The organism is Nocardia sp. NPDC004568 (genome assembly GCF_040609955.1).
In the GTDB taxonomy this organism is placed as follows: Bacteria; Actinomycetota; Actinomycetes; order Mycobacteriales; family Mycobacteriaceae; genus Nocardia.
In genome coordinates this window covers 47031-65600 of record NZ_JBEXLL010000034.1, presented here as the reverse complement: position 1 = coordinate 65600, position 18570 = coordinate 47031, and the positions used below count along the sequence as shown (strand labels likewise).

The 18570-nt window shown below is 69.9% G+C and carries 22 protein-coding genes and 1 pseudogene; 8 read left to right on the top strand and 15 right to left on the bottom strand.

The genetic code is table 11. From position 1 onward, the window contains the following. Window positions 1-117: 117 nt before the first annotated feature. Window positions 118-1278, bottom strand: coding sequence for a Cmx/CmrA family chloramphenicol efflux MFS transporter (locus ABZV91_RS17270; protein WP_355242182.1), 1161 nt, complete (start codon window positions 1276-1278; stop codon window positions 118-120). A 307-nt stretch (window positions 1279-1585) separates the two neighbouring features. Beyond that, window positions 1586-1942 carry a hypothetical protein gene (locus tag ABZV91_RS17265; protein WP_355242179.1) on the bottom strand — a complete coding sequence of 119 codons (357 nt, stop codon included), beginning with the start codon at window positions 1940-1942 and terminating at the stop codon, window positions 1586-1588. A gap of 253 nt (window positions 1943-2195) precedes the next feature. Here ABZV91_RS17265 and mscL point away from each other — a divergent pair, with 253 nt between their 5' ends. Together mscL and ABZV91_RS17255 are read left to right on the top strand one after the other, a co-directional pair. Then, a complete protein-coding gene (gene mscL / locus ABZV91_RS17260) occupies window positions 2196-2627 on the top strand; it encodes a large conductance mechanosensitive channel protein MscL (RefSeq protein ID WP_355242176.1) in 432 nt (143 codons plus the stop codon). 15 nt (window positions 2628-2642) lie between these two features. After that, window positions 2643-2966, top strand: a pseudogene (locus ABZV91_RS17255) (ABC transporter permease subunit); the annotation flags it as partial. Between the two features lie 69 nt (window positions 2967-3035). Here ABZV91_RS17255 and ABZV91_RS17250 read toward each other — a convergent pair. The 4 genes from ABZV91_RS17250 to pheS form a co-directional block, all read right to left on the bottom strand. Continuing rightward, window positions 3036-4076 carry a hypothetical protein gene (locus ABZV91_RS17250; protein WP_355242174.1) on the bottom strand — a complete coding sequence of 347 codons (1041 nt, stop codon included), beginning with the start codon at window positions 4074-4076 and terminating at the stop codon, window positions 3036-3038. A gap of 108 nt (window positions 4077-4184) precedes the next feature. Further along, on the bottom strand, window positions 4185-4697 hold the full coding sequence (locus tag ABZV91_RS17245) for a hypothetical protein (RefSeq protein WP_355242171.1): 513 nt from the start codon (window positions 4695-4697) through the stop codon (window positions 4185-4187). 69 nt (window positions 4698-4766) lie between these two features. Beyond that, window positions 4767-7268 (bottom strand): phenylalanine--tRNA ligase subunit beta, encoded by a 2502-nt coding sequence (pheT, locus tag ABZV91_RS17240; RefSeq protein ID WP_355242169.1) that lies wholly within the window; start codon window positions 7266-7268, stop codon window positions 4767-4769. Window positions 7269-7298: 30 nt separating this feature from the next. Further along, window positions 7299-8372, bottom strand: a complete 1074-nt coding sequence (gene pheS, locus ABZV91_RS17235) for a phenylalanine--tRNA ligase subunit alpha (RefSeq protein WP_355242166.1) — start codon at window positions 8370-8372, stop codon at window positions 7299-7301. Between the two features lie 168 nt (window positions 8373-8540). Here pheS and ABZV91_RS17230 point away from each other — a divergent pair, with 168 nt between their 5' ends. Further along, window positions 8541-9827, top strand: a complete 1287-nt coding sequence (locus ABZV91_RS17230) for a glycosyltransferase 87 family protein (protein WP_355242163.1) — start codon at window positions 8541-8543, stop codon at window positions 9825-9827. A 72-nt stretch (window positions 9828-9899) separates the two neighbouring features. On the opposite strand, the gene ABZV91_RS17225 is transcribed toward ABZV91_RS17230, so the two are convergent. Beyond that, complete coding sequence (locus tag ABZV91_RS17225; RefSeq protein ID WP_355242160.1) at window positions 9900-11354, bottom strand: MFS transporter; 1455 nt, start codon at window positions 11352-11354, stop codon at window positions 9900-9902. 95 nt (window positions 11355-11449) lie between these two features. On the opposite strand from ABZV91_RS17225, the gene ABZV91_RS17220 reads away from it, so the two are divergent. Then, a complete protein-coding gene (locus ABZV91_RS17220) occupies window positions 11450-12019 on the top strand; it encodes a TetR/AcrR family transcriptional regulator (protein WP_355242157.1) in 570 nt (189 codons plus the stop codon). A 175-nt stretch (window positions 12020-12194) separates the two neighbouring features. On the opposite strand, the gene ABZV91_RS17215 is transcribed toward ABZV91_RS17220, so the two are convergent. Further along, complete coding sequence (locus tag ABZV91_RS17215; protein ID WP_355242155.1) at window positions 12195-13022, bottom strand: RNA methyltransferase; 828 nt, start codon at window positions 13020-13022, stop codon at window positions 12195-12197. Between the two features lie 94 nt (window positions 13023-13116). On the opposite strand from ABZV91_RS17215, the gene ABZV91_RS17210 reads away from it, so the two are divergent. After that, window positions 13117-13506 carry a hypothetical protein gene (locus ABZV91_RS17210; protein WP_355242153.1) on the top strand — a complete coding sequence of 130 codons (390 nt, stop codon included), beginning with the start codon at window positions 13117-13119 and terminating at the stop codon, window positions 13504-13506. After that, window positions 13503-13874 carry a helix-turn-helix domain-containing protein gene (locus ABZV91_RS17205; RefSeq protein WP_355242150.1) on the top strand — a complete coding sequence of 124 codons (372 nt, stop codon included), beginning with the start codon at window positions 13503-13505 and terminating at the stop codon, window positions 13872-13874. Before ABZV91_RS17210 ends, ABZV91_RS17205 begins: the two co-directional genes overlap by 4 nt. Here ABZV91_RS17205 and ABZV91_RS17200 read toward each other — a convergent pair. From ABZV91_RS17200 to infC, 7 genes are all read right to left on the bottom strand, one after another. Continuing rightward, complete coding sequence (locus ABZV91_RS17200; protein ID WP_355242148.1) at window positions 13871-14068, bottom strand: hypothetical protein; 198 nt, start codon at window positions 14066-14068, stop codon at window positions 13871-13873. The two genes, ABZV91_RS17205 and ABZV91_RS17200, sit on opposite strands and share 4 nt — an antisense overlap. 100 nt (window positions 14069-14168) lie before the next feature. Next, window positions 14169-14795, bottom strand: a complete 627-nt coding sequence (locus ABZV91_RS17195; protein ID WP_355242145.1) for a dihydrofolate reductase family protein — start codon at window positions 14793-14795, stop codon at window positions 14169-14171. Further along, window positions 14792-15265 (bottom strand): SRPBCC domain-containing protein, encoded by a 474-nt coding sequence (locus ABZV91_RS17190; RefSeq protein ID WP_355242143.1) that lies wholly within the window; start codon window positions 15263-15265, stop codon window positions 14792-14794. The genes ABZV91_RS17195 and ABZV91_RS17190 overlap by 4 nt, the downstream gene beginning before the upstream one ends. Beyond that, entirely contained in the window at window positions 15255-15599 is a 345-nt protein-coding gene (locus ABZV91_RS17185; protein WP_355242140.1) for a metalloregulator ArsR/SmtB family transcription factor, read from the bottom strand. Before ABZV91_RS17185 ends, ABZV91_RS17190 begins: the two co-directional genes overlap by 11 nt. 171 nt (window positions 15600-15770) lie before the next feature. After that, window positions 15771-16151, bottom strand: coding sequence for a 50S ribosomal protein L20 (rplT, locus tag ABZV91_RS17180; RefSeq protein ID WP_355242138.1), 381 nt, complete (start codon window positions 16149-16151; stop codon window positions 15771-15773). A gap of 113 nt (window positions 16152-16264) precedes the next feature. Further along, the gene (gene rpmI, locus ABZV91_RS17175) at window positions 16265-16459 is read right to left on the bottom strand and encodes a 50S ribosomal protein L35 (protein ID WP_030523709.1); all 195 of its coding nucleotides are present in this window, start codon (window positions 16457-16459) and stop codon (window positions 16265-16267) included. Window positions 16460-16602: 143 nt separating this feature from the next. Next, entirely contained in the window at window positions 16603-17244 is a 642-nt protein-coding gene (infC, locus tag ABZV91_RS17170; RefSeq protein WP_063061346.1) for a translation initiation factor IF-3, read from the bottom strand. 336 nt (window positions 17245-17580) lie between these two features. Between infC and ABZV91_RS17165 the strand changes: the two genes are divergently transcribed. Together ABZV91_RS17165 and ABZV91_RS17160 are read left to right on the top strand one after the other, a co-directional pair. Further along, window positions 17581-18105 carry a DinB family protein gene (locus ABZV91_RS17165; RefSeq protein WP_355242135.1) on the top strand — a complete coding sequence of 175 codons (525 nt, stop codon included), beginning with the start codon at window positions 17581-17583 and terminating at the stop codon, window positions 18103-18105. Between the two features lie 30 nt (window positions 18106-18135). Continuing rightward, entirely contained in the window at window positions 18136-18477 is a 342-nt protein-coding gene (locus tag ABZV91_RS17160) for a DUF1844 domain-containing protein (protein WP_355242132.1), read from the top strand. Window positions 18478-18570: the final 93 nt, after the last annotated feature.

The window sequence follows — 18570 nt, the reverse complement described above, 5'->3', positions numbered from 1 at the left end:
CCGCACCGGTGCGGAGCGCGGAACGCGTACCTTCCCGCGCATTCAGACCGGGACCGCGTGCCGGGCGCCGACAGAGCGGGCGACACCGGCCTCCGACGCCCGCCCGGACGGCTCCGGTTACCGCGTCTCCGGAGCCGCGGTGCGGACCACGCGGAACCGCAGTGCGAGCAGCGACGCCACCCCCACCAGAACCCCGCTCACCCACACCGGCCCCCGGTCACCCCCGCCGTTCGCCAGGGCGAGTCCGGCCGCTACAGGCCCCACCGCGGCACCGACGTTCAATGCCGCGGTCGCGTAGGAACCCGCCATGGTCGGCGCCTCCGCGGCTTCGTACAGCACCCGCGTGATCAGTGTGCTCCCGACCGCGAACGACAATGCGCCCTGCGCGCACACCAGGACCAGCAGGGCGACCGGACGGTCGGCGGTCAGGGCGAGCGCGAACCAGCCACCGCACAGCAGCGGGCCACCGGCCGCGACAACCACCGGGGCGTGCTCGTCGGACAGACGTCCGGCGACCGTCACGCCCGCGAAGGAACCCGCGCCGAACAGCACCAGGGCCACCGGCACCCAGAGCGGGCCGAGCCCGCCCACCCCGGTGACCAACGGCGCGAGAAAGGTGAAACTGCCGAAGGTGGCCGCGTTCACCAATGCCCCCAGCAACATGACCGTGCGCAACCGCGGCCGTCGCAACTGCGCGACTTCGCGACGGAGGTCGGGGGCGCCGGTCTCCCGTGAGCGCCCGGGAAGGCCGGCCAGGACACCGGCCGCGGCCGGCAGGCACAGGAGCGCGAGCGCCCAGAAGGTGGCCCGCCAGCCGAGCACCGTCCCCAGCAACGCTCCGCCCGGCACACCCGCCACGGTGGCCAGGGCGGTACCGCCCAGCAGGACCGCCAGCGCCCGGCCCTGCTGTCCGGCGGGCACCAGCGCGGCGGCCGCGGTCAAGGCGACCGCGAGGAATCCGGCGTTCGCGACTGCGGCCACCACCCGGGTGGCTACCAGGAAGGAGAAACTGCCGGTCACCGCCCCGGCGATATGCGCGGCCAGGAACAGGAGCAGAAACCCCAGCAGGCTCGACCGGATCGGCCAGTTCCGGGCGAGGCCCGCCATCAAGGGTGCGCCCACGATCATTCCGAGGGCGAATGCCGCGGTGAGCAGGCCGGTGGCGGCGAGGTCCACACCGAGATCGGCCGCGATATCCGGCACCAGACCGGCGAGCATGAATTCCGATGTGCCCATGGCGAAAAGGGCCAGGGCGAGCAGATAGAGAGCGAAAGGCATGAAGGGCTCCGAGGTGGAAGAGACAGGAAACGTCTCGGCACCCCGGTCAGCGCCCGGGAATCACCTGATGACCGCGCGACCGAAGGGCGGCGCGGCGAACGGGTTGCGAAAAGTCAGGGGCTGACGGGGATGACCGGCAGCCCTGCTCTGGATGCCTCCGGGCTCGACACGGGACAGAGAATAACGATTCGGGCGGACCACCGCATCCGGATTACCCTCGGCCTCCTCGGATCGGGCTCGATTCCCGAGCTGTCGCCGACCGGTGTGGCGGAGCTCGGTAGGTGCCCGCCCGGCCGGCGGACCGTGCTCAGGCGGGATCGTCGAGCCGGACCCGCACGGTGACCCGGCCCTTCTCGTCGCGCCCGGCGGTCGCGTGCCCGCGCCGGTCACCGTCGCGGAAGTGCAGCAGGATGGGCGCGCCCTCCCCGAGGAAGTTTCGCCACCAGGTCTTCTTGTCCGGCATGGCGACACCGATGAGCAGGCCGCCGTCCTTCTTCAGATAGTTCACCGGTGTCCGGAATGTCCGGCCCGACCTCCTCCCCACGTATTCGATCTCCACGAAACCCTTGCCCAGCAGCGGGCCCAGCACCGGGGCGGCGAGCAGTGCGATCACTCCCGTGTTGAAGCCCCGGACCGCTCGGCCCAGCAGTGTCGTCGATGCCACGGTTCCTCCTGGTAGCTGTTCGCCCCGGCAATACCTCGACCCTAACGCGGCGCCACGCGGGCCGACGGCACCGGCCGGGCCGCGGATTCCGGCGGACCGGGCGCGTGTCGGGTCGCCGCCGGTTTGCGTGGCGCAATCCCGGCTGCCACTATCACCTGCGGTGTAGCGCCGGGACCTCGATCGCAGCGGTATCGATCGGCGGCCGAGGCCGGGTCCGGCGGAGGAAGAGCAGCGTTCGATACGGAGTGGATTGATGCTCAAGGGTTTCAAAGACTTTCTCATGCGCGGGAATGTCATCGATTTGGCCGTTGCCGTCGTGATGGGCACCGCGTTCACCGCGGTGGTGAGTTCGGTCACCAAGGGCGTGGTGGAACCGTTGCTGGCCGTGCTCGGCGGCAGCAGCCAGTTCGGTTTCGGGATCACGCTGCTCGCGGGCAAGCCCGCGACCTTCATCGCGCTCGGCCCGATCATCAGCGCCGCCATCGATTTCGTCATGGTCGCCGCAGTGCTGTACTTCGCGCTCATCCTGCCGATGAAGACCATGCAGAAACGCTTCTACGCCCGCAACAAGGTGGACGCCGAACCGACCACTCCGGCCGATATCGCCTTGCTGACCGAGATCCGGGATCTGCTCGCCGAACGTGCCGCGCTGGACAAGAAGGACACCGAGCAGGTGCGCTCCTGACCTCCTGCGGCCGGTGTGACCGGCCGGGCGTTCGAATCCCTGGGCACGCCGATCGGACTGTCCGATCTCGCCCGCCGGCTGCTCGCGCCGACGGTCGAGATCCTGCGCACCGTACCGTCCCCGGCCTGGGTGCCGCTGCTGCTGTTGTGGCTGGGAATCGGGGAACAACCCGAGGTCGTGCTGGTCGCCGTCGGCGCGTTCTTCCCGATCTACAGCACCACCGCGTCGGCTCTCTCCCAGGTGGATCCGCATCTGATCGAGGTCGGCCGGGCCTACGGCCTGCGCGGCGCGACCCTGCTCACCCGGATCATGCTGCCCGCCGCGGCGCCCACGATCCTCAACGGGCTGTGGCTGGGCCTGCGGTCGTGGCGCGGCGGTGAACGATCCGCTCGACGGCGCCGACGCCGGCTACGCGTCCGGCGTCAGGATCGTCAGGACCTCGTCGGAGTAGTAGAACGGTTCCAGCCGTTCGCGGATCAACCCCGCGAGTACCCCGTCGCGTTTCGCGGCGTCCACCACCGCCGGGCCGTAGCGCAGGATCTCGGTGACGATATCGTCGCCGGTCAACCCCAGCTCCGTGAGCAGCGCGGTGAGCGTGTGATCGCGGTACTTCTCGTGGAAGACCTGTACGCATTCGGTCACCAGCAGGCCGAAGTACTCCTTCTCCCGGGTGGTCACCGCGATCCGGTAGCAGAGCGCGACCAGTTCGCGCAGATCCTGTCTGGTCAGGTACTCCCGCAGGCCGCTGATCGGTTCGTCGGCGTGCAGATCCCAGAACTCCATGGTGGCGTCGTGCACCGGGGCGTCGCGCAGCATTTCGCGGATCGCGTTGTTGGTGCGTTTGAGCGCGTACAGAGCGCCCTTACCCGCGATATCGCCGAGGATGGTGTTGGATTCGGCCACCTTGCGGGCGCGGTCGGCGGCGGACTGGCCGATCGACATGAGCGTGCCCATACCGGGGATCTTCTCCGCGCGCTGCCGATTCGCCTCCACGAAATCACCGACCAGTTTGTCGACGAATTTCGAGGCGACGGTGGCCACCAGGGGACTGTCGGTCAGTCGTTCCAGGACCCGTTCCTGGGTCTGGTGCATATCCACGATCTTCTGTAGCAGCGCCTCGACCGGCTCGCGTTCGACGAGTTCGCCCAACGTGTGGTCCTCGTTGGCGGCGATACTGTCGTAGATCGCGTCGGCGAACAGCCCGGCGGTATCCGCCAGGACCGCGCTGCCGCCCACCTTGTCGACCAGGGTGGCCACGGTCTGCTCGAGTTGTTCGACCTCGACGACCTCACCCGCGCGGACCGTACCCGCGACCTCGAGCACGGCCGCCACGTCCCGGGCGACGACTTCGGCGAACCGGTCCCCGCTCACCTCGTCGAGCAGCCACCGTACCTGGGCGTCGAGCAGCCGACCGGCGAGTACGCGTGCGGTATCGGCAGTTTCGGTCACGGATTCTCCTTCGGCGCGGCTTCATCCGGTCGGCGCAGGCCGCAGCGAAGGCGGAGGTATCGCCTCATCGGATCCGTCCCCTGTCGCTCCGGCGTGGGCCGGGCGGGATCAGGACCCTTCGCCCTCGTGCAAGGAGGTGCGAATCTGTGCCAGACGTTCCCGCGCGGCCTGTTCACGCGCTTCCCACTGTTCGTCGGCGCCGCGGCCGGCCGGACTCTGCCTACCGAGTGCCCGCGCACCGAACGCGGTGCCGAAACGCCGCTCGACCTTATCGCGAACGGACCCGAACGTCGGCACACCGGAAGCGGAGTAACCACCCGCCGAACCGGTCGCTCCCCCGCCTGCCCCGGCTGCCGCACCGACACCCCCGCCGATCTGCGACGACGAACCGATATCGGGCCCGGCACCATAGCCGGACGACGCAGGGGTGCCGGGAATCACATCGGGCGCCGCGGCGCTCTGTCCGGTTTCCGACAGCAGCCGGGTAGCGGCTTCGTACAGCGGGGCCAGCTTGTCACGACCTGCCGCGGCCACCACCAGGACGGCCAGCAACTGCTCGTCGGGCAGGGCCGCCAAACGCGCGGCGAGCGCGCCCGGATCGCCTGCGCTCGGTTCACTCATGTGACCCAGCCTACGGCGTCGGCCCCGGCCGTTCGGACGGACCGACCACGTTGCCGGAGAACGGCACTCCTACGAGCGGATCACCGCGCCCACCGCGTCCGCGGCAGCGGCCACCGCGGCATCGCGCGCCGCACTGGCCTCGTCCTCGGTGAGCGTGCGGTCGGCGGCCCGGAACCGCAGTGCGTAGGTGAGCGATTTACGCCCCTCCCCCGCCTGCGCGCCCGCGTACACGTCGAACAGCGCGATATCCTCGAGCAGCTCCCCGCCGCCGGACCGCAGCGCCGTCTCGACCTCCGCCGCCGGCACCTCCTGCGCGACGCTCACCGAGACGTCCTGCAGCACGGCCGGGAACGGCGAGATGGCCGGGGCGGGCCGGGCTTCGCGCAGCGGCAGTGCGTCCAGGTCCAATTCCAGGGCGCAGGTGCGCGGCGGCAGGCCGGAACGTTCCAGTACCCCGGGATGCAACTCACCGGCGTAACCGATCACGACACCGTCCACCGTCAGTTCGGCGCACCGCCCCAAATGCCACGGCAGCTGTTTGCCGGGCCGGCGTTCGAGTCGAACCCCGGCGGCCTCGGCGACCACATCGGCGAGCGCGAACGCGTCGGCCGCTTCGGCCACCCGGCCCGGACCCCACGGCCCGCGGGGCTCCCGGCGGCCGGTCAGCACCACCGCGACGTGCTGGGGCTGCGCGGGCAGCGAGCCCAGCAGTTCGGCGACCTCGGCGTCGGTCGGGCGGCGGTCCACCGGCAGCGGCTCGACCGGCCCGGTATCCGGGCCGGGCAGCACCACCTGGGCGATCCCGTACAGCGACAGATCGCGGGCGCCGCGGGAGATATTGCGCGCCGCGACCTCCAGCAGCCCCGGCAGCAGCGTGGTGGCGAGTTCGGCGCGTTCCACGTCGAGCGGGTTCAGCACCCGGGTGGTGGCGCGGCGCGGGTCGTCGTCGTCCAGCCCCCAGGTGTCGAAGACCCCGGTGGGCAGGAACACCGGCGGCGGCACCTCGACGCAGCCGGCGAAGGCCAGCGCCCGGCTCACCGCACGGTGGCGGCGCTGCACCGGGGTGAGGCCGCGCCCGGCGGGTGCCTGCGGCAGCACCGGCGGGATCTTTTCCAGCCCTTCGAGCCGCAGTACCTCTTCCACCAGGTCGGCCGGCTGGGCGAGGTCGGGCCGCCAGCTCGGCGGCGTCACCACCAGCTGACCGTGGCCGCTGGTCTCGTCGACCGCCACCTCGACATGGCAGCCGATCTGGGTGAGGCGGCGCGCGGAGGTACCGGGGGCGTACTGGACTCCGGCCACCCGGTCGGGCAGGTCGATATCCATCCGGATCGGTTCCGGCGCGGTCAGCGGCAGCCGGATGTCGGTGAGCGTGGGCTCCACCGTGCCCCCGGCGATCTCCGCGAGCAGGGTGGCGGCCCGATCCAGCGCGGCCAGGTTCAGTTCCGGATCCACCACCCGCTCGTAGCGTTTGCTCGCCTCCGACACCAGCTTGTGGCGGCGGGCGGTGCGGTAGACGAACAGCGGATCCCAGGTGGCGGCCTCGAGGACGATATCCGTGGACTCCGCGCTCACCTCGGTGGACGCGCCACCCATCACACCGGCCAGCGAGACCACCCCGGTGTCGTCGGCGATCACCACATCCTCGGCGTCGAGTTCGCGTTCGACCTCGTCGAGGGTGCGCAACGTCTCACCGGGACGCGCGCGACGCACCACCAGGCCGCCGCTGAGTTTCGCCGCGTCGAAGGCGTGCAGCGGCTGCCCGAGTTCCAGCATCACGTAATTGGTCACGTCGACCGCCGGGGAGATGGGCCGCACGCCCGCCAGCAGCAACCGGCGCTGCATCCACCACGGGCTCACCGCGTGCGGATCGAGACCGGTGACGCGGCGGACGCCGAACCGGGTGCAGCCCGATTCCGGTACCACATCCACCGGCCACGCCTCCGGCCCGTCCGGCAGGGACCGCACTGCCGGGTCGGCGTATTCGAGATCGAAACCACAGGCCAGTTCGCGGGCCAGGCCGCGCACCGAGAAGCAGTAGCCCCGGTCGGGAGTGATGTTCAATTCGATGACGGTATCGCCGAGACCGAGCAGCTCGTTGGCATCGGTACCGGGTTCGGCCGTACCCGGTTCCAGCACCAGGATGCCCGAATGGTCCTTGCCGATACCGAGTTCGGCGACCGAGCAGATCATGCCATTGGAGATATGGCCGTAGGTCTTACGGGAGGAGATGGCGAACCCGCCCGGCAGCACGCCGCCGGGCAGCACCACGACCACCAGGTCACCGACCGCGAAATTGGTGGCTCCACAGACGATCTCCTGCAGTTCGGCCGCGCCGATATCGACCTTGCAGAACCGGATGGGTTTCTTGAACTCGGTGAGCTCGGTGATCTCGGCGACCCGGCCGACCACCAGCGGGTGCTCGATCTCCCCACCCACTCGTTCCAGCTGGTCGACCTCCTCGACTTCGAGCCCGACCCGGACGAATCCGGCGTCGAGTTCCTCCGGCGTCACCTCCCAGTCGGGAACGGTGCGGCGGATCGTTTCGGTCAGCCAGGACTGCGCTACTCGCACTGTGACGTTCGCTCTCTCGCTCGGAAAAGATCAGGACCGGATACCGAAGGGCAGGGTGAACCGCACATCACCCTCGACGATGTCGCGCATATCGGGAATGCCGTTGCGGAACTGCAGCGTGCGCTCGAGCCCCATCCCGAACGCGAAGCCGCTGTACTCGTCGGGGTCGATCCCGCTCGCGATCAGCACCTTCGGGTTGACCATGCCGCAACCGCCCCATTCGACCCAGCCGGCGCCGCCCTTCTTGTCCGGGAACCACACGTCGACCTCGGCCGAGGGTTCGGTGAACGGGAAGTAGTTGGGCCGGATCCGGGTGGTGGTCTCGGGACCGAACAGGGCCCGCGCGAACGCGTCCAGTGTGCCGCGCAGATGCGCCATGGTCAGGCCCTTGTCGATGGCCAGGCCCTCGACCTGGGAGAACACCGGGGTATGGGTGGCATCGAGTTCGTCGGTGCGGAAGGTGCGCCCCGGGCACACCACATAGATCGGCAGGTCCCGCTCCAGCATGGACCGCACCTGGACCGGGGAGGTGTGGGTGCGCAACACCTGCCGGGAGCCGGCCGGTGCGATGTGGAAGGTGTCCTGCATGGTGCGCGCCGGATGGTCGGGCAGGAAGTTGAGCGCGTCGAAGTTGAAGTGCTCGGTCTCCACCTCCGGGCCCTCGGCGATCTCCCACCCCATCCCGACGAATACGTCGGCGACCTGCTCGGAGATGACGGTGATCGGATGCCGGGCGCCCACCGGCCGCCGGTTCGCCGGGAGCGTGACATCGATGGCCTCGGCGACCAGCACCGCGGCATCACGTTCGGCCAGCAGCACCCGCTGCCGTTCCTCGAACGCCTCCGAGACCCGCGCCCGCGCCTTGTTCACCCGTTTCCCGGCGTCGGCCTTCTCCGATTTGGGCAACGATCCCAGCGACCGCTGGGCCAGCGCGATCGGCGACCGGCCACCCATGTGTTCGGTCTTCGCGGCGGCGAGGGCATCCAGGTCGGCGGCGGCCGCGAAGCTTTTCTCGGCCGCCGCGGCCGCGGCGGCCAGGGCTTCTTCGGTGAGCGCGGATTCCTGCCCGCCGGTCGCTGCGCCTGCGTCGGTGTCGTCGGCCACGGTCTACTCGTCTCTCCCCTAGGCATCGGTGAGCGGGCCCGGTAAGCTCCGGCACCCGTATTGCTGCTGGTGGAATCGTATTCGATGGCCGGTATCGAACTCACGCCGATATCCCCCGCCGCTCACTGCCCGGTACGCGGACACCTTCAACCGGTAAAGTCCCCTCCGATGACGAACGCCTTGACCCGCACCGAGACGCTCGCCGGACGTGCCTGCCGGCAGGCGGTCTGGCTGCTGCCGCTGCTGGCGGTGGTCGTGACGTGGGTGTGTATGTCACGCCCGATCGATCCGTTCCGTGCCATCAGCGGCGAGTACATCGACCTCGAGGTCTACCGGCTCGGGGTCGAGGAGTGGCGGGCCGGCGGCGATCTCTACGGTCATCTCCCGGAGACGGCCGCCGATATCAGCCTCCCGTTCATCTACCCGCCGTTCGCCGCGCTGGCACTCGGGCTCTACGCACTGCTGCCGTGGGCCGCGTCGGTGATCGCCTACCTGGTGGTCTCGATCGGCGCTCTGGCGATGACGCTGTACCTGGTGGCCCGGCAGGTCTGGCCCCGGCACGACCAGCGCAGACTCGCCCTGGTGGTGACCGCGACCGCCACTCCGCTCTCGCTGCTGCTGGAGCCGATCTGGTCGACCCTGGACTTCGGCCAGGTGAATTTGATCCTGATGGGACTCGTCGCGGCCGACTGCCTCACCCGCAATCCGCGCTGGCCACGCGGCGTGCTGCTCGGTATCGCGGCGGCGATCAAACTGACCCCGGCCGCGTTCGTCCTGTTCTTCCTGATCCGCAAGGACTACAAGGCCGCCGCCACGGCCGCGATCAGCGGGGCGGTCGCCACGGCGATCGGCTTCGCCGTGATGCCCGACGAATCCGTGCGGTACTGGTTCGGTGGATTCGGCAATGTCGGCGGGCTCAGCGGCTCCGAGTTCCAGACCAACCAGTCCATCCAGGCCGTGCTGGCCCGATTCGAGGTCACCGGCACCCTGGCCACCGCGCTGTGGCTGCTCGCCGCGGTCGCGCTGGTGGCGGTGGCGGTGGCCGCCATCCGGCGCACCGGGACACCCCCGATGATCGCGCTGGCCGTCAACGCGGTCGTGGCGCTGCTCGTCTCGCCCATTTCCTGGTCGCATCACTGGGTATGGGTGGCGCCCGCGCTGCTGGCGATGATCGGCTACGCCACCACCCGGCCCTGGTCCGAGGTCCGCGGCTGGTATGCCGCGGCGGCGGCCACGGTAGTGGTGTTCGTCCTGGCGAAACACAACGACCTGCCGGGTAACGACGGGCGGGAGTTGAACTGGTCGGGCTGGGAGAAAGTGATCGGGAACGGCTACGTCTGGTTCAGCCTGCTACTGGTCGTGCTGTACGCGACCACGAGCCGGCGGCAGCGCCCGCCCGGCCCGGCCGCGCCCCTCGGTTCCACGGAATCGCTGGTCTCGGTCCGCGAACGCTGACACGGCGGCGCGCCCGTTCGGCCGCGCCGCCGTTCGATCCGGCACCCGTCCGCCACGGCGGACGGTGCTCGTTCAGCGCCCCGGCACCCGGTCGCTCACCCGGCCCGGGAGCAGGGCGGCGGCCAGCGCCCCGGCCGCCACGATCCCCGCCCCCACCCAGACCGCGGGTACCAGCCCGTCCACATAGCTCTGCGGGTCCGTATACGCCCCGTACGAGGCGAACACCGAGGCCAGGACCGCGATACCGACTGCCACGCCGACCTCCCGCACCGTGTTGTTGGTGCCGGAGGCCACCGAGCGGTCCGCCTCCGGTACCGCCCCCATGACCACGGTCGCCAGCGGCGCGAAGGTCAGGCCCATCCCCACGCCCGCCAGCAGCAGCGGCGCCACGAACGTGCCGTACCCGAGGTCCACCGAGGTGATCGCGGCCATCCAGGCCAGTGCCACCGCCAGCAGCGTCTGCCCGGTGACCAGCAGAACCCGGGCGCCGACACGGTCGATCACCAGGCCCGCGAGCGGGGCCACCACCATCGGCGCCATCGTCCACGGCATGGTGCGGACACCGGATTCGAACGGACTGTAACCCTGCACCACCTGGAAGAACTGGGCGAGCAGGAAGATCGATCCGAAAACGCCGATCGAGAAGGCGAAGGCCACCACATTGGCGACGCCGAAGGCCCGGATCCGGAACAGCCGGGGCGCCAGCATGGGCGCCGCGGCCCGGCGCTCCCAGGCGATGAGCGCGGCCAGCAGCGCCGCGCCGCCGAGCAGCGCGCCGAGCACCCCGGGCGAGGTCCAGCCGTCGTCGGCGCCGTGCACGATGCCCCAGACGACCGACAGCACTCCCGCCGAAGCCAGCACCAGTCCCATCGGATCCAGGCGACCGCCGCCGCCCCGCGATTCACCCAGTGTCCGGACCACCAGCGGCAGCACCAGGACCCCGATGGGCACATTGACCCAGAAGATCCACTGCCAGCTCAATCCGTCGACCACGGCACCACCCAGCAACGGCCCGACGGCCACGCCGAGCCCGGCGATACCACCCCAGATCCCGATGGCCGCGCTGCGCAGGCGCTCCGGCACCGCGTCGGAGAGCAGGGTCAGCGACAGCGGCATCACCGCAGCACCGCCGAATCCCTGGACCACTCGCGCGGCGATCAGCGTCGCCGGATCGGTGGCGAGCGCGCAGGCCGCCGAGGCGGCGATGAACACCGCGATACCCGTCAGGAATACGCGCCGGCGGCCCAGCCGGTCACCGAGGGCGGACGCGGTGAGCAGCAGGGCGGCGAACGACAGGGTGTAGGCGTTGACGAACCACTGGAGGTCGCCGAGCGAGGCGTTCAGCTCGGTGCGGATCACCGGGAGCGCGGTGGTGACCACCAGGTTGTCCAGCGTGACCATGAACATCGGGATACCGACCGCGGCGAGCACCGCGGCGAGCGGCCGCCGGCCGGGATCGGCCGGGGGTGCGAGCACCGCGGCGGCGGGTGGTGGTGTCGTAGCTGGTGAGCTCGAGATCTCGATCATATCCAGTCCTTGTTGTTATTGACTGATAACTAGTCTGCCCATGACGGTATGCATCGACTGATAACATGTCAAGGGCAGACGAGACGAGGAGGACCATGCCGGAATCGACGAGCCGGACCAGGATGACCGCCGGCGAACGAGGGGTTCAGGTACTGACCGCGGCGGTCGAGGCCTTCGCGGAATCCGGTTACGCGGCCACCCGCACGGACGAGATCGCCCGCCGGGCCGGGGTCTCCCAGCCGTACGTCATCCGCCTCTTCGGCTCCAAACGGCGCCTGTTCCTCGCCGCGGTCGCCCAGGTCTGCGATCGCATCGAAGAGGTCTTCACCCAGGCCGCGGGGGGCGCCGGACCGGAACCTTCTCTCGACGCGTTGTCGGAGGCCTACGAGCACTTCCTCGCCGAACGCACCCTGCTGCAGGTACTGCTGCACGCTTTCGCGGCAGCGGGCGATCCCGAGATCGGCCCGGTCGTCCGCGACCGGTACGGCCGCATCTACCGGCTGGTGCGTGAACTCACCGGCGCCTCCACCGCCGACACCCGGCGCTTTCTCTCGACCGGCATGTTGCTCACCGTGATGGCCGCGCTGCGGGTCACCGGCCCGGAGGCCATCGCGGCCGACTGGGCCCAGGAGATCCTCGCCGATCTGTACGAGCACGGAATGTGAATCCGCGCCGGCCCCCGAACCGCCTGCCGTAGCGACGGACGCGGCCACCGAGCGAACACATCGTCGCGCGACACCGGCCGAGCGGATCGCCACGGCGCGGGCGGCTGTGCCGTGAACCGGCGGGTCCCGGCGGCGGCGCCGTCGCGGAAAGCCCGGTCGTGCGGGGTCGCGGTGGTCAGCCGCGTCCGAAGCGGATACGCGAGTTCGCGTAGAGACAGATCGCGGCGGCCGTGGCCAGGTTCAGACTTTCGGCCCGCCCCCGGATCGGGATCCGGATACGGTGCCGGGCCCGGCGCGCGACCTCCGGGTCCAGACCGTGGGCTTCGCTGCCGAACAACCAGGCGACCGGTCGGGTGAACAGTTCGTCGGCGTCTTCGAGATCGACCTCACCGGCGGCGGTGGTCGCCACGGTGGTGATACCCGCGGTCTCGATCTGGTCCAGCACCGCGGCGGTGTCGCGGGCACGAGCGATCGGGACGTGGAAGAGGCTGCCCGCGCAGGAACGTACGCATTTGCCGTTGTGCGGATCCACGCTGTCACCGGCCAGCACCACGGCGTCGACGCCGACCGCGTCGGCCACCCGGATGAGGGTGCCCGCATTGCCCGGGTCGGCGATCGCCACCGGCACCGCCAGTATGCGCGGAACGCTCGCCCCGGAATCCGTGGACACGATCCGGTCCAGCGGCACATCGACCAGATCACAGACGGCCACCAGACCGGGCGGTGTCACCGTCTCCCCCAGGGCCTGTGCGGCCCGGTCGGAGACCAGCGTCGTGCGCACTCCGCCGGCCTCGGCTCCGGCGATCAGGGCGTGTTCCCGGGTGGCGCCCTCGGCGGAGTAGAAGAGTTCGCGGACGCGGCCGGCCTCGAGGGCGGCGCCGATCGAATTCGCGCCCTCGGCCAGGAATCTGCCGGCCCGCTTGCGCGGTGCGCCACGATGGAGTTTGACGGCGGCGACCACGCGGGGATTCCGCACGTCGATGGGTTCATATCGGTCGGGCACCAGGAGATCGTAGAGGGTACCGGCGCCCGCATCGGCGGGCCGTCACCGCCGCGCGCTCGGTGACAAATGACTCGCATGCCTCTATTTTAGAGGCATGCGAACCTCGTCCCCGGTGCTCACGGCATGGCGGACCGGGCACATCGACGGCTTGGCGGCGGCCGTCGCCGACGCCGTGGTGTTCTCCAGCCCGGTGACCGACTATCGCGGCCGGGACGCGGCCCTGCACATACTCGCGACGATCGGCGAGGTCATCGACAACCCCACCCCGATCGAACAGCAGGAGGGCGAGACCACCACATTCAGCCGTTTCGTCGCCTCCCTCGGCGGCGACGAGCTCCACGGCCTGCTGCACGAGGAGCGCGATTCGACCGGTCGGCTCGTCCACATCACGCTGTTCCTCCGGCCGTTCACGGTGCTGCGCACGGCGATCGCCGCGATGCGAACCCGACTCGAGCGCTCCCCGCTGCCCGCGCAGCCCGAATGACAGCCGAATCCGCCGCCGCGACCCCCGGGCCCGGAAGACCGGTCCGCGGATCGTCCACCGGCCGGCCGGTCATGGCACTACTGGATCTGATCGGCCGGCGCTGGGCGCTGCGCGTCCTGTGGGAACTGCACTCCGCCACCCACCCGGTAACCTTCCGCGACCTGCGGGCACGGTGCGACAACATGTCCTCCAGCCTGTTGACCCGCCGGTTGCGCGAACTCACCGAAACCCGCCTCGTCGAGCGCGCCGACGCGGGCTACACGCTCACCGAGTCCGGGAATCGGCTCCTCGGCCATCTCCGGCCGATCTCGGCCTGGGCCGACAGCTGGTCCGCGGAACTCGGCGTCGAGCGTCCCCGCGGAGACTAGGAGAAGGTCTCCAGGAATTCGCGCACGAAGCACAGCGGGCAGATGGGATCGAACGGTGCCGTCGTCGGTTCGATCCGCTCGGTGGGCGGGGCAGGCCGCACCGCGATCCCCTCCGCGGCCGCCGCGGCCGGTGGCAGGCCGATCGCGAGCGAAAACGCGCCCACGGCAACAATGCTCAGCACCCTACGGTTCATGATCGCTCCTCGGCCTCGACGTGACGAGCAGCCACAGTACCAATCCGCGGCCGCACCCGCGCCCCGAATCCGGGACCGGGCGGCGACGCGTGGATCGGTGTCAGGCGAACTGGGCGACACCGTCGAACTCGGCGAGCGGCGCGGGGCCGGTGACCTCGTATTCGAGCAGGAGCAGGCCGCTCGGCGTGGCCTCGTGGCCGGTCAGCCGCAGACCCGTGGCCGGCCCGGCGCCGGCGAGCAGTCGCCGGCCCGTCCGCAACACGGTGGGCGCGACGGCCAGCCGGACGGTATCGACCAGCCCGGCGGCGAGCAGTGCGTCACCCAGCCGGGAGCTGCCGTGGATCTGCAGTTCGCGTCCCGGCCGGCGCAACAGCTCCCCGACCGTGACGACCGGATCACCCGGCAGCACGGTGGTCGGGTTCCACTCTCCCTCGGTCAGGATGCTGGACACCACGTATTTCGGCAGGGTGTTCATCCGCTTCGCGAATGGGTCGCCGGGGTCGGTGATCGCGGGCCAGTCGCGGGCGAAGGCTTCATAGGTACGGCGCCCGAACAGCAATCCGTCGGCGGCGTCGAGCCATTCGGAGGTCCGCCGCACGAAGGCCTCGTCCAGGTACGGGACCAGCCAGCCGCCGCGGTCGAAACCGTCGCTGGTGTCCTCGGTGGCCGAGCCCGGTCCCTGCGCGACTCCGTCGAGGGTGAGGAATTCGGTGAGCACGAGTTTCATGCCCGCACCTCACTCTCGACGAGCGCGGCGAGCTGATCGGTCACCGTGCCCCACCCGTGCGCGAAACCGAGATCCTCGTGCCGAGCCCGCGCGGCCGGATCACCGTGCCGGACCAGGACGTGGTAGTCGGTGCCGTCCGGGTGGTCACGCAGAGTGATCTCCGCGGTCATCAGGATCTCCCCGGCGGCCGGCCGCCAGCCGCTGTCGAGCGCGGTGGTGAAGACCAGCCGTTCCTGTTCGTCCGTCACGAGGAAACAGGCATCCAGATGCGGGACGAAATCGCCACCGTCCGCGCTCATCCTGGTCACGAAGGCGCCGCCCGGGCGGACCTCCAGCCGCTCGACACGACAGCGGGCCGGGGCGGGCAGCCACCAGCGGGCGAGGCTGCCCGCGTCGGTCCAGGCGTTCCATACGCTGCCGCGCGGCGCGCGGATCACCCGGTGCAGGGTCAGGTCGAGATCAGGATTCATCGGTGGGCTCCTCGGTTTCCAGCAGAAATCGTTCGAGTCGGTCCGTGCGGTCTTCCCAGACGCGCCGCTGTTCGGCCAGCCAGCCGTCGATCAGTGCGAACCGTTCGCGGTCGAGTTCGCACCGACGTACCCGCCCGGTCTTGACCGTCCGGATCAGCCCGCTGTCCTCCAGCACCCGCAGGTGCTTCATGAACGACGGCAAGGTGATCGGCAGATCCCGGGCCAGTTCGCCGACGCTGGCGGGACCGGATCCGAGCCGCTGGACCACTGTCCGCCGGGAAGGATCCGACAGCGCGGCGAACACACCGTCCAGCGACTCCGAATACTTTGCCATATGGCTAAGTATTAGTCGACGCGCCCACCCTCCGCAAGTACCCCGCACGGCCCGGTGGGCCCCGCGCCCGCCGAGGCGGGACTCCCATGAAAACGAAGAAGGCCCCCTCCCGGAGGAGGGGGCCTTCTTGCGCATCGGGCCGGACCGTCGGTCCGCGCCCGGAATCACAACTCAGGCAGCCGGGGCGTTGACATCCGCGGGCAGCGCGGACTTGGCGACGGCGACCAGGCCGGCGAACGCCTCGGCATCGGAGACGGCCAGCTCGGCGAGGATCTTGCGGTCGACCTCCACACCGGCGGCCTTCAGGCCCTGCACGAAACGGTTGTAGGTGATGTCGTTGGCGCGGGCCGCGGCGTTGATCCGGGCGATCCACAGCTTGCGGAAATCACCCTTGCGGGCCCGGCGGTCCCGGTAGGCGTAGGTGAGCGAGTGCAGCTGCTGTTCCTTGGCCTTGCGGTACAGGCGCGAGCGCTGCCCGCGGTAGCCCTTGGAGGCCTCGAGAATGGAACGGCGCTTCTTCTGAGCGTTGACGGCCCTCTTGACGCGTGCCACTGGTCAGTCCTAATCGATCTTGGGGGTGCCCGGTCGAGCGCACCCGAGTGGGTCGGTTCTTCGGCGTCCGGTCGCGGATGCGGTACCGGACGGTATCGATCCCGGGAAGGGAATCAGATACCCAGCAGCTTCTTCACACGGCGGACGTCGGACGCGGCGACCGACTCCGTGCCGTCCAGACGACGAGTCCGGCGGGTGGGCTTGTGCTCGAGGAGGTGCCGGCGGTTGGCCTGCTGACGGCGCAGCTTGCCCTTACCGGTCACCTTGAAACGCTTCGAAGCGCCGCTGTGGCTCTTCATCTTCGGCATGGCAACCTCAATCTGTGTCGTGCCCGCGCAGGGGCGGACCAGGTGTACTGATCAGCGTTATTGCGGGCTCGACGCAATACCGCTGCGGCATTCGCCGCGATATGTGCGGCACAGCGCCGCAGTGTTCACGGCGGAAGCCGTTGTTATTGCGCGACCGGCCGACCGGCATTCGGCGCCGCGCCGGGCTGCGACCGGACCGAATCCTCGGCGGCCTTGGCCCGCGTCTTCGCACCCTTGTGCGGGGCGAGGACCATCGTCATGTTGCGGCCGTCCTGCTTGGCCGAGGTCTCGACGAAACCCAATTCCGCCACGTCGGAGGCCAGCCGCTGCAGCAGCCGGAACCCGAGTTCGGGCCGGGACTGTTCGCGCCCGCGGAACATGATGGTGACCTTGACCTTCGACCCCGCCTCCAGGAAGCGCACCACATTGCGCTTCTTGGTCTCGTAGTCGTGATCGTCGATCTTGGGCCGCAGCTTCTGTTCCTTGATCACGGTCTGGACCTGGTTCTTCCGGGACTCGCGCGCCTTCTGCGCGGTCTCGTACTTGAACTTGCCGTAGTCCATGATCTTGCAGACCGGCGGACGTGCGTCCGGCGCGACCTCCACGAGGTCGAGGTCTGCTTCCAGGGCGACGCGTAGTGCATCTTCAACACGCACGATCCCAACCTGTTCACCGCCGGGTCCGATGAGCCGGACCTCGGGAACACGGATGCGATCGTTGATGCGGGTCTCAGTGCTGATGGGGCCTCCTAGGTCTAGCGGTGTCGTCCGACGACCGCTCGAAATGAACCCCTTGTTCAACACGAAGGCCCCGCCGCGGTATTTCGCCGCCACGAGGCCCGATGTCGACCGGCCCACACAGGTCGTACACGCCTGCGCCGCGAGCACGCCGGAGGCGGGATCGCGGACCCACCTGCGAGAGGCGGGTGACCGGACCGTTCGACCAGGCGATCACTCGCCGGCAACGGTGGGAGTCGGGCTCCACTTGTCTGCCCCGGACAGGACCGGGGCGGTCGTCGCCGAAAAGTCTAACAGCCGGAGTAGGGATCCGGCGAATCGCGCCCCCGGCCCCGGCCGTAAACCGCTTGCCCGGCCGTAGCCACCGTGCCAGGCTCGACGCCCGTGAGCAGCCGACGTGACCTGCTGCGCTGGCAATTCGACCTGGTCTGGTCGCTGTCCCAGCTGCATTTCGAGGCCCTGACCGATGACGATACGCACTGGACGCCCGCCGCGGTGAGCTGGACGGTGCACCGCGGCGCCGACGGCCGCTGGCGCCCTGATTTCGCGGAGACCGAACCCGATCCGGTCCCGGTGCCGACCATCGGCTGGCTCACCTGGCATATCGACTGGTGGTGGAGTTCTGCCGTCGCGCACGCCGAAGGCAGGCCGCTACCCGAGCGCACCGAGGTGTACTGGGCGGGCGATATCGCCGCCGCCCTCGCCCGGCTGCACACCCTGCGGGAGCAATGGCTCGCGGTGCTCGACCGCGCCGACGCGGAGCTGGACACCGCCACCTCCTACCCGTGGCCGGCGGAGGCCGGCCTGACCGTCGCGCACCTGGCCGCGTGGGTCGGCGCCGAACTGATGAAGAACGTGTCCGAGATCGGTCAGTTGCGCATGCTGCGCGCCGCCGGACCGGTGCGCTGACCCCGACCGGCGGTTCTCTAGCCTGGGGTCATGACCGAACAGCCCGAAGGCGATGTGCGCGAACTGGCCGAAATTCCCGCCGTGGAGGTGATCAGCCGTGCCGCCGTGATGCTGATGAGCTCGGCGGCGGAGAAACTCGGGCTCGGTGACGAGGATCCGGACAACAGCCCGCGCCGCGATATGGACGAAGCGCGGCGGGTGATCACCGCACTGGCCGGACTCGTGACCGCCTCGGTGGAATACCTCGGTCCGCACGCGGGACCGTTGCGGGAGGGGCTGCAGTCGCTCCAGAAGGCGTTCCGGGAGAGTTCGGCCGTACCCGACGCGCCCGGCGCCGGCCCGGGCGAGAAGTACACCGGCCCCGTCTACTGAGTCCCGGACAGAACAGTTTCGCGGGCAGATACGAGGCTCTGACCTATCGGCAGACCGAGTGCGTGCAGCGGGGTGCCGCCACAGCTGCGCGAC